General features: G+C 68.4%; 7 protein-coding genes and 1 pseudogene. 4 read left to right on the top strand and 4 right to left on the bottom strand.

Annotation, left to right across the window (positions count from 1 at the left end; translation table 11 throughout):
- Window positions 1-294, bottom strand: a pseudogene (locus tag Q0U08_RS13730) (hypothetical protein); the annotation flags it as partial.
- 87 nt (window positions 295-381) lie between these two features.
- Between Q0U08_RS13730 and Q0U08_RS13725 the strand changes: the two are divergent.
- On the top strand, window positions 382-2,316 hold the full coding sequence (locus tag Q0U08_RS13725; RefSeq protein WP_298091951.1) for an EAL domain-containing protein: 1,935 nt from the start codon (window positions 382-384) through the stop codon (window positions 2,314-2,316).
- 16 nt (window positions 2,317-2,332) lie between these two features.
- Here Q0U08_RS13725 and Q0U08_RS13720 read toward each other — a convergent pair whose 3' ends face one another.
- Window positions 2,333-3,229, bottom strand: a complete 897-nt coding sequence (locus Q0U08_RS13720; RefSeq protein WP_298091950.1) for a crotonase/enoyl-CoA hydratase family protein — start codon at window positions 3,227-3,229, stop codon at window positions 2,333-2,335.
- A 139-nt stretch (window positions 3,230-3,368) separates the two neighbouring features.
- Between Q0U08_RS13720 and Q0U08_RS13715 the strand changes: the two genes are divergently transcribed.
- The 3 genes from Q0U08_RS13715 (at window position 3,369) to Q0U08_RS13705 (ending at window position 7,668) form a co-directional block, all read left to right on the top strand.
- Window positions 3,369-3,803: a hypothetical protein gene (locus Q0U08_RS13715; RefSeq protein WP_298091949.1), complete on the top strand. Its 435-nt coding sequence runs from the start codon at window positions 3,369-3,371 to the stop codon at window positions 3,801-3,803.
- Between the two features lie 148 nt (window positions 3,804-3,951).
- Entirely contained in the window at window positions 3,952-5,064 is a 1,113-nt protein-coding gene (locus Q0U08_RS13710; protein ID WP_298091948.1) for a PepSY domain-containing protein, read from the top strand.
- Window positions 5,065-5,115: 51 nt separating this feature from the next.
- Window positions 5,116-7,668 (top strand): PAS domain S-box protein, encoded by a 2,553-nt coding sequence (locus Q0U08_RS13705; RefSeq protein ID WP_298091947.1) that lies wholly within the window; start codon window positions 5,116-5,118, stop codon window positions 7,666-7,668.
- A gap of 39 nt (window positions 7,669-7,707) precedes the next feature.
- Here Q0U08_RS13705 and Q0U08_RS13700 read toward each other — a convergent pair whose 3' ends face one another.
- Together Q0U08_RS13700 and Q0U08_RS13695 are read right to left on the bottom strand one after the other, a co-directional pair.
- A complete protein-coding gene (locus Q0U08_RS13700) occupies window positions 7,708-9,087 on the bottom strand; it encodes a HAMP domain-containing sensor histidine kinase (protein ID WP_298091946.1) in 1,380 nt (459 codons plus the stop codon).
- A partial coding sequence (locus Q0U08_RS13695) for a response regulator transcription factor (protein WP_298091945.1) occupies window positions 9,084-9,606 on the bottom strand: 523 nt, incomplete at its 5' end. The genes Q0U08_RS13700 and Q0U08_RS13695, both read right to left, overlap by 4 nt.

Below are 9,606 nucleotides of genomic sequence, written 5' to 3'. Positions count from 1 at the left end.
GGTCTTCCTGGCGGACTTAGCCGGAGCCTTGTTGGCGGCCCTGGCGCTGGGCTTCGCGGCGGGGAGGGCGGCGAGGTGATCGGCGATCGAGCCGCGTGCCTTGCGGATGACCTTGCCGGGATTGGCCATGGGTTCGGCGGTCAGCGCCGGATCGGTCACCACCTCTGCTTGCCCGCGCGCAAACAGATTGGCCTCCGCACCCCAGGCCGCCAGTGCCGCCTTCTGGCTGGACGCGGCAACATAGGCGTCATGAAATCCGATCGGCGTCCGAAAGACCTTCAACTTGGCAGGCATCACCCGCCAACGCACGAACCCCGGGATCGGCAACAAGGCGCTATGGTTGTCGAGGGAAAGCAGATAGTTGGCCCGTGGGAGATGGGTATGACGCGCTTGATCGATCGGCTGAGGCAAGTTCGGCATTCCGATGAACGGATCACAGCGCAGGTACGTGCGGTGCTGGTGGAATCGCTGTATGCCTCGCCGCAATCGCTCATCATCGGCGCGTTGACCAGCAGCGCGATCGCGGCCGTCGTCGGCTGGTCGAGCGGCGACTCCTGGCTGATCTGGTGCGGGTTGCTGATCGGCCTGGTCGGCCTGTTGCGGATCGCGGATGCGGTGCGGCTGTACCGGCACGAACGCAGCGGCGCGGCATCGGTGCGCAGACAGGAGCGCGGCTATCGACTGGGGGCGCTGAGCTATTCGGGCCTGCTCGGGCTGTTCGGCCTGCTGACGCTGACCCGTACCGATAACGGCGTGCTGCAATTGCTCTCCGTCACCACGGCGATCGGCTATGCCGCGGGGATCGCCGGACGCAATGCCGGGCGGCCGCTGATCGCGCTGGCGCAACTGTGCTGCGCGTCGCTGCCGCTGGCGGTCGGGTTGTTGATCGCGCTGGACCCGCTGAAGGCGGTGCTGGCCGTGGTGATCCTGTTGTTCGTGGTGGCGATGATGGACATCACGCTGCAAACCTATCGCGCGATCCTGAAGGCGACGACCGTGTCGGCCGAAAATGCCGCGCTGGCCGAGCATCATGCGCTGCTGGCACGGCGCGACGACTTGACCGGCGTGTCCAACCGCACCGATTTCCGCGAGCGGTTCGAGGAACGGTTGCGGCACCTGCCGACTGCGGGGGGCAAGCTGGTGCTGTTGTGGCTGGACCTGGACCGGTTCAAGGAGGTGAACGACAGTTTCGGGCATCTGGCGGGCAATGCGATGCTGGTCGCGGTGGCGAGGCGGCTGAAGGACGCGTTCGGCGACAGCGGCATCGTCGCGCGGCTGGGCGGGGACGAGTTCGCGATCATCTGTTCCACCCCCCATGCCCGGGGCGCGAACGAGATCGGGCGGACGATGCTGCAGCTGGTGAAGCAGCCGGTGCTGCACGGCGGCCATACGCTGCGCACCACCGCCTCGATCGGCGTCGCCATCGCACCGGAAAATGGCGGCGACGCCGATACCCTGCTGAAGAATGCCGACCTGGCGCTGTACCGGGCCAAGGAGGGCGGGCGGGGACAGTTGTTCTTCTACGAGCCGGTGATGGATGAAAAGATCGAGCGACGCCGTCAGCTTGGCGCCGAGTTGCACGGCGCGCTGGAACGCGGCGAGTTCCACCTGATGTTTCAGCCGATCTTCGACCTGGCGAGCGGACGGATCAGTTCGTGCGAAACGCTGTTGCGCTGGACCAACCGCCGATACGGGGCGGTGTCCCCGGCAGAGTTCATTCCCGTCGCGGAGGACAATGGCCAGATCGTGGCGATCGGCACCTGGGTGCTGCACGAGGCGTGTCGCGCGGCGAAAGCCTGGCCACCCGAGGTCACGGTCGCGGTCAACCTGTCCCCGATCCAATTGCGCGCGACCAATCTGGCGCATGTCATCACCGATGCGCTGGACGCCAGCGGCCTGTCGCCCGAGCGGTTGACGCTGGAGGTGACCGAGTCCGTACTGCTCGACGATGTCGATGCGTCGCTGGCCGCGCTGGAGGCGCTGAACCGGATCAAGGTGTGCACCACGCTGGACGATTTCGGCACCGGCTATTCCTCGCTCAGCTACCTGACCCAGTTCCCGTTCCAGACGCTGAAGATCGACCGGTCGTTCATCACCGACCTGGAGAGCAGCCCGGCGTCGATCGCGATCGTGCAGACCGTGGTCGATCTGGCGGCCAAGCTGGGGATGCGCACCATCGCCGAGGGGGTGGAGACACAGGCGCAGATGGACCAGTTGCGCCGGACCCGCTGCGATGCGGTGCAGGGCTTCCTGCTGGCGGAGCCGATGCCGGCGAACATGGTGGGCGCCATGTTCGCCGGGGACGGTTCGGCCTAGCCGAAGGCGACTGGAATCAGGTTCCGGCCTTCTCCAGCAGGCGGGTCTGGGCGCCGATCAGGCGACGCATCAGCTTCAGATCGCCCTCGCTCAAGCGCAGGGCGGCATCGGCCCACAGGTCGACCACCGCCTCAAGCTCCGCAAGGGTCAGCGGATTGACCGCGCGCGACGCTTCGTAGATCGCGCAATGCGCGCTGTGGCGCCGGCGATTGTGGCGTATATAGTCCTCCACCACGCGGCGCCCCTCGCCGCGTTCGGCAAGGCCGTGGACGAGGCCCATGTCGTACAGCTCCTCGGCGGTGTAGGTGCGACCGCTCAGGATCATCTGTTCGGCGCGCGCCGCGCCCAGCCGGCGCGACAAGAAACAATGCGCCCCCATGCCGGGGAACAGGCCGAACAGCGTTTCGGGCAGTCCGAAGCTGGCGCCGCGTTCGGCAATGACGACGTTGAACGACAACAGCGCCTCGAACCCGCCGCCCAGCGCATCGCCCTGAACCAGCCCGATGGTGACGATGGGACGATCCAGCCCCAGCATGTTGCGATGGAGGATCGCGACGCAGGCCCGGCCATAGCGGACCAGCGCCGCCCGGTCGCGCGCCCGGATATGCTGCGAAAAGAGGTCGAGATCGCCGCCGAGCGAAAACACGCCGGGAAAGCGCGAGCCGAGTACCAGATAACGGATCCGCATCGCGCCGGTGACGCTGGCGCGGATGATGTCGTCCTGCCAGCGGGCGAAGTCGTGAAGCAGGTCCGGGTTGAAGCTGGGCCGGACGCGCGGGCGCATATAGGTCCATAGCGTATCCAGATCGGCATCGTGGGTGACGTCCAGTTGCGCGAGGCGGAACAGCGGCGCAGGTTCGGCCGCAAGGCAGGTGTGCAGGCCGGCCGCGACGGAGGGATCGTGGATGGTCATGAGTTTTCCTCTGGAATTGCAGCGTGATGCTGCCGGTCGAGGATAGATTGGCGATCCACCGGGCGGGAGTTCGCCTGAACCGTACCGGCCGGCGAATTGTCCGGGTGACAGGGCGTGCCGATACCGATAGGCCGCACCGGTGCAGGCCGTCCGACATCTTCTGGCGCAACGTCATCTGGCCGTGCTGATCTGCGCGGCGGCCCTGATGATGAAGCTGTTGATCCCGGCCGGGTACATGATCGGCAGCGACGGTGGCCGACTGTCCATCATCGTGTGTTCGGGTATCGCGGCGCCAGCAGGCACCCCGGTGGCCGGGATGCCGATGGCGGGACTGATGCCGGAAATGCATGGCGACATGGCCGATCATGGCCAGCCCGAGGATCACGGCAGGGCAGAGATGCCGTGCGCCTTTTCCGGATTGGCGGCGGCCAGCCTGGGCGCGGTCGATGCCGTGCAACTGGCTGCGCTGATCGCCTTCGTCATGGCGATCGGGTTGACGGGCGTGCTGCTGCCCCTGCCGTCCGCTCCGGCGCATCTGCGGCCGCCCTTGCGCGGGCCACCCCCGCACCTTTGACCCGTGCCCCGCGCATCGGCCCGGCCGGTGCGCGCCTGTTCTGCGGTTCGGGAGCAAAGGCTCCGGGCCGGTCGAAGGTGTCGATCATGTTCAGAATATCGTTCGGGCCGCGGCGATCGTCCGCGATCGCGCCGGCGGCGCGCGTCTGATGGCCACGTCCGTGCGTGTGCTGGTGCGGCGCCTGCATCTATGGCTGGGTCTGGGGCTGGGCGGGCTGTTTGCCCTGCTCGGGCTCACCGGGTCGGCGCTGGTCTTCTATACCGGGATCGATGCCGCGCTGCATCCGGCGGTGCAGGTGGAGCGGGAAGGGCCTGCGCCCGACTGGCGATCGCCGGTGTGGGACGTGGTGCTGGCGACGGCCGAGAGGAGCCGGCATCATCCCGGCGGCAAATGGACGTTCGAGGTAACGGGCGAGGTGACGGGCGAGGGCGGCGCGATCCCGGCGCGCTATTATCCTGCCCCCGGCCACCATGCCGACCGCGAGATGATCTGGTTTTCCGCCGATGGGGCGCGGATCGTGCGCGCGGAGCCGTGGGGCGGGTATCTGATGAGCTGGCTGTATCAGCTCCACATGGAATTGCTGGCCGGCGAGATCGGGCATCAGATCGTCGGCTGGTCGGGGATGGCGATGCTGGTGCTGCTGGTGACCGGCCTCTGGGCGTGGTGGCCGCGCGGGGAGTGGCGCAAGGCGCTGGCGTTCAAACGCCGCGCCGCGCCAATCCGCCGGTTGCGCGACCTTCACAAGCTGTCCGGCCTGTGGAGCATGGCATTGCTGTTCGTGCTGGTCGCGACCGGCGTGCTGCTCGCCCTGCCCGCCGTTACCCGGGCCGTGTTCGCGCCTGCCGCCGTTCCGGCGCCACGCCCGACCGTCACGGGGGCAGGGCGGATACCGATCGCGCGCGCGCTGGCGGTGGCGCAGCAGGCGCTGCCCGGCGGACGCCTGACCTTTTTCGACGTGCCGAGCGCGACCGACACGCCGTTGCGGATGCGCTTTCAGGTGCCGGGCGATCCGCATCCGCGCTTCCCCGGCAGCTTCATGTTCGTCGATCAGGGGACGGGACATGTGCTGGCGGTGCACGACATACGGCGCGGTGGCACGGGGACGATGCTCGCCGGCTGGATCCGCACCCTGCATGACGGCACGATCGGGGGCATGACGACGCGTATCCTGGCGCTGGCGCTGGGGCTGGTGCCGGCCATGCTGTTCGCCACCGGTGTGCTCCACTGGCTGCGGCGGCGCCAGGCCCATGCAAGGCCCTGATGCCAATCGGCAGTTTTCAGCGGGCGAACTTTGCGCTAGATCAAGATCACTTTGCCCGACCACCGCGCCATAGTACCGGAATCGAACAGCGCCGATCATGACCAGCCGGGTTTTCTGGCGGGTGGAGGCGCGTGCGCCCGGCTGATCGCGGAAAAGGACTGGTCGCGCACGCCGCTGGGGCCGATCGATGGCTGGGACCAGGCGCTGCGTACCGCCACCGCGATCCTGCTACGCTCGCCGGTGCCGATCGTGATGCTGTGGGGCACCACCGGGGTGATGCTCTACAACGATGCCTATTCGGTGTTCGCCGGCGCCCGCCACCCGGCGCTGCTCGGCTCCGACGTGCGCGAGGGATGGGCCGAGGTCGCCGACTTCAACGACCATGTGATGAAGGTCGGACTGGCCGGGGGTACGCTGCATTACCATGACCAGGAACTGACGCTTCACCGCAATGGCCGGCCCGAACAGGTGTGGATGGACCTGGATTACTCGCCGGTCCTGGATGCGCAGGGCGTGCCGGCGGGGGTGATCTGTTTCCTGGCCGACACGACGGCCCGGGTGGAGGGGGAGCGGCGCACCGCCTTCCTGCTGGCGCTGTCCGATGCGCTCCGTCCGCTCGACACCCGCGCCGCGATCACCAGCGTGGCATCGGAGCGGCTGGGCGAATGGCTGGGCGCCAGCCGGGTCTTCTATGCCGAGATCGCCGATGGCCACATGACGGTGGAGCGGGATTATTTCCACGACGTTCCCACCATCGTCGGCCATCATTCGCTGGAGGCGTTCGGGCCGGACCTGCTGGGCGCGTACAGCGCTGGAACGCCGGTGGTTTCCTATGACGTGCCGGGCGATCTGCGGTTGAACGACGAGGCGCGCGGGGGGCTTGCCGATCGGCGTGTGGGCGCGTTCATCGACGTGATCCTGTTCAGCGAAAGCGAGTGGGTCGGCATCCTGGCGGTGCAGTCGGCGAGCCCGCGTGCGTGGACCGCGGCGGAGGAAAGTCTGGTCCAGGAGGTCGGCGAGCGGGTGAAGTCCGCGGTCGAGCGGGCGCGCGCGGCGGAGGATCTGCGCACGCTCAACGAAACGCTGGAGGAACAGGTGACGGCGCGGTCCGCCGAGCGCGACCGTTTGTGGAACCTGTCGCAAGACATGCTGGCGCGCGCGGATTATGCGGGCATGATGTCCGCGGTCAGCCCGGCCTGGTCACGGATGCTCGGCTGGAGCGCGGCCGAGCTGCTGGGTCGCGGCTATGCCAGCTTCATGCACCCGGATGATGCCCCCCCGACGCTGGCGGCGATCGCCCTCATGGCCGAGACCCGGCAACCGGCCCGGTTCGAAAACCGGATCGCGACGCGCGGCGGCGGCTGGAAACATATCGAATGGACGGTGTCGCCCGAGGCGGATGGGATGAACTTCGTCGCGGTCGGCCGCGACTTGAGCGAGGCCAAGGCGCGGGAGACGGCATTAGCGGCCGCGCAGGACGCGTTGCGGCAAAGCCAGAAAATGGAGGCGATGGGCAGCCTGACCGGGGGCGTCGCGCATGACTTCAACAATCTGCTGACCCCGATCATCGGCTCGCTCGACATGCTGGTGAGGAAAGGGCTGGGCAACGACCGCGAACGCCGCCTGATCGAAGGGGCGCTGCAATCGGCCGAACGCGCCAAGACGCTGGTCCAGCGCCTGCTGGCCTTTGCCCGGCGCCAGCCGCTGCAGCCCGTCGCGGTCGACGTGGCCCGGATCGTCGAGAACATGGCCGGGCTGATCGGATCGACGCTGGGGCCGACCATCGTCGTCGACACGGTGCTGGCACCCGACCTGCCGCCGGCGCGCGCCGACCTGAACCAGCTTGAGATGGCGCTGCTGAACCTGGCGGTGAACGCGCGCGATGCGATGCCCGATGGCGGGCGACTGACCATCGCCGCGGCTTGCGAAAGCGTGTGCAAGCGCGACGCGCGCGACATTCCGCAGGGCCATTATGTCCGGTTGAGCGTCGCCGATACCGGTTCCGGCATGGACGGCGAAACGGTGAAGCGCGCGATCGAACCGTTCTTTTCCACCAAGGGGATCGGCAAGGGCACCGGGCTGGGCCTGTCGATGGTGCACGGGCTGACCGCGCAGCTTGGCGGCGGGCTGACGATCGACAGCGCGGTCGGTGCGGGCACGACGATCAGCCTGTGGCTGCCGATCAGCGCGACCGCGGTCAGCGACGACGAACCGCTGGCGGGCACGAGCCCGGCCCTGCAGGCGGTGGGCACCGCGCTGCTGGTCGATGACGAGGATCTGGTGCGGATGAGCACGGCGGCGATGCTGGCCGATCTCAGCTACGCGGTGGTGGAGGCATCGTCGGCGGAAGAGGCGCTGCGGCTGCTGTCCGCCGGGCTGGAGCCGGATATCCTGGTCACCGATCATCTGATGCCGGGGATGAGCGGTGTCGAGCTGGCCCATCTGCTGAAGGCGACACACCCGGGCCTGCCGGTGCTGATCGTATCGGGCTATGCCGAGGAGGACGGCATCGATGCCGACATGCCGCGGCTGACCAAGCCGTTCCGCAATGCGGATTTGGCGGGCAGTCTGGCGGCGTTGTCGGTGCCCGCCCGGATGGGGTGACGCGGGCCTGCCCCGTTCCGGGGTAGGCAGGGGTGGGTATCAGCGATCCTCCGGCGCCGGAAAATCGATGCGGACGATCAGGCCGGGGCCAGCGTCGTCGAGCTGCAGCCGGGCGCGGTGAACATGGGCGACCGCGGCGACGATGCTGAGGCCGAGCCCGCCGCCGGGTGTCGAGCGACTTGGGTCGAGCCGGACGAAGCGGCCCAGCGCATGGTCGCGCTGGCCTGCAGGGATGCCGGGGCCGCTGTCCGTCACGCTCAGGCGAACCGCGCCGCCTAATGCAGCCGACAGGGCCACCGTGATCCGGCCGCCCGGCGGGGTGTATTTGACGGCATTGTCGACGAGGTTGGCGACCATCTGGCCGAGCAGGGGGCGAAGTCCGTCCACCACCACCGCCTGTCCGGTTTCGCTGTCCTCGTCGGTCAGGATGACGCCGCGATCCTGCGCAACGGGATCGAACAGTTCCACCGTTTCGCGCACGATCGCCGCCAGATCGACGCGCGCAAAGGCGCTCGCCCCCGCCGCCTCCACATGCGCGAGCCGCAAGGTGTCGTCGATCAGTCGCAGCAGGGCGTCGAGGTCATGGCGCAGATCGTCGGCAAAGGGCGCGCCGTCCTGCTGGAGCGCCGCCAGTTCCAGCCGGGCACGCATCCGGGTCAGCGGCGTCTTCAGGTCATGGGCGAGTGCGTCGGTGGCGGTGCGCAACGAGGCGACGAGCCGTTCGACCTCGGCAAAGCTGTGGTTCACCGTCACCGCCAGCCGGTCATATTCGTCGTCGCGCGTCGATACCGGCATCCGCTCACCGAGTTGCCCGGCCCGGAACCGTTCGCCGGCGCGATTGGCCGCGTCGAGGAAGCGGGTCGCGCGCCTGCTGTACCAGAAGCCGGCCAGCAGCCCGACCAGTCCGGTCACCAGCAGCGACCAGAACAAGGCGGCGGCATAGCGTCCACGCAGGCGCCCTGGATCGTTGGACAGGCTGCCGACGAGCAGGCGATATTCGCCGAGGCGCAGCGCACGCGCCGACACGCGCCGTTCGATCGAGGTGCCGCGCGCGCCCTGCACCCGCGTGTCGAAGCTGGTATAGCCGGCGCGGTGGATGCCGGCGGGCCATTCGGCCAGATTGCCGACGATCGGCGTACCGTCCGCGTCGGTCATCAGATAGACGAAGTCGGTAAGGCGCGGACGATCGACCGCCCGCATCACCGCCTGCGCGACCGCTGCTGGCCCGTCGCTGTTGTAGCGATCGACCAGCCCTGCGGCCTCATCGTCCACGGCCGCCTGCACGCGCGTTTCCAGGAGGCGGATGGTCTGGATATATTGCACGGTGAGCGCAAGGCTGGTGGCGACCAGCGCGATCAGCGTGATCCACAGTGCGCCGCGCAGCGCCGCCGTCGGCCGCCAGTGCAGCCCGCCGGTCACACCGCATCCATGCGATAGCCGGCGCCGCGCACGGTGCGGATCATCGGCGGCTCGCCGGGCGTATCGATCTTCGCCCGCAGGCGGCTGACATGCACATCGACGATGTTGCTGCCCGGATCGAAGCTGTAATCCCAGATCGCCTCGATCATCATGGTACGCGTCACCACCTGCCCGACATGGCGGGTCAGATAGTCGAGAAGCTGAAATTCCTTGTTGAGCAGGTCGATCGTCCGGCCGTTGCGGCGGGCGGTGCGCGCCAGCAGGTCGAGCGTCAGCGACCCCACCTTGCGCGTCGCCTCCGCCGCGGGGGCCTGATCGCGACGGCGGACGATCGCCTCCAGCCGGGCGATCAGTTCCCCGAAGGAAAAGGGCTTGGGCAGATAATCGTCCCCGCCCGCGCGCAGGCCGGCGATGCGATCGTCGACCTGCCCCAGCGCCGACAGGACCAGCACCGGCGTCCGATTGCCCTGCGCGCGCAGGGCGGTCAGCACCGCCAGACCGTCCAGTTCCGGCAGGTTG

Origin of the sequence: uncultured Sphingomonas sp. (assembly GCF_946477935.1) — a bacterium.
Lineage (GTDB): Bacteria > Pseudomonadota > Alphaproteobacteria > Sphingomonadales > Sphingomonadaceae > Sphingomonas.
The sequence above is the reverse complement of the archived record's forward strand: the minus strand, read 5'-3'. Positions and strand labels throughout refer to the sequence as shown.

Excerpts from the sequence above, each read along its gene's own strand:
- Q0U08_RS13720 (WP_298091950.1), bottom strand. The coding sequence starts at position 3,229 with ATGACCATCCACGATCCCTCCGTCGCGGCCGGCCTGCACACCTGCCTT.
- Q0U08_RS13710 (WP_298091948.1), top strand. The coding sequence starts at position 3,952 with ATGGCCACGTCCGTGCGTGTGCTGGTGCGGCGCCTGCATCTATGGCTG.
- Q0U08_RS13725 (WP_298091951.1), top strand. The coding sequence starts at position 382 with ATGACGCGCTTGATCGATCGGCTGAGGCAAGTTCGGCATTCCGATGAA.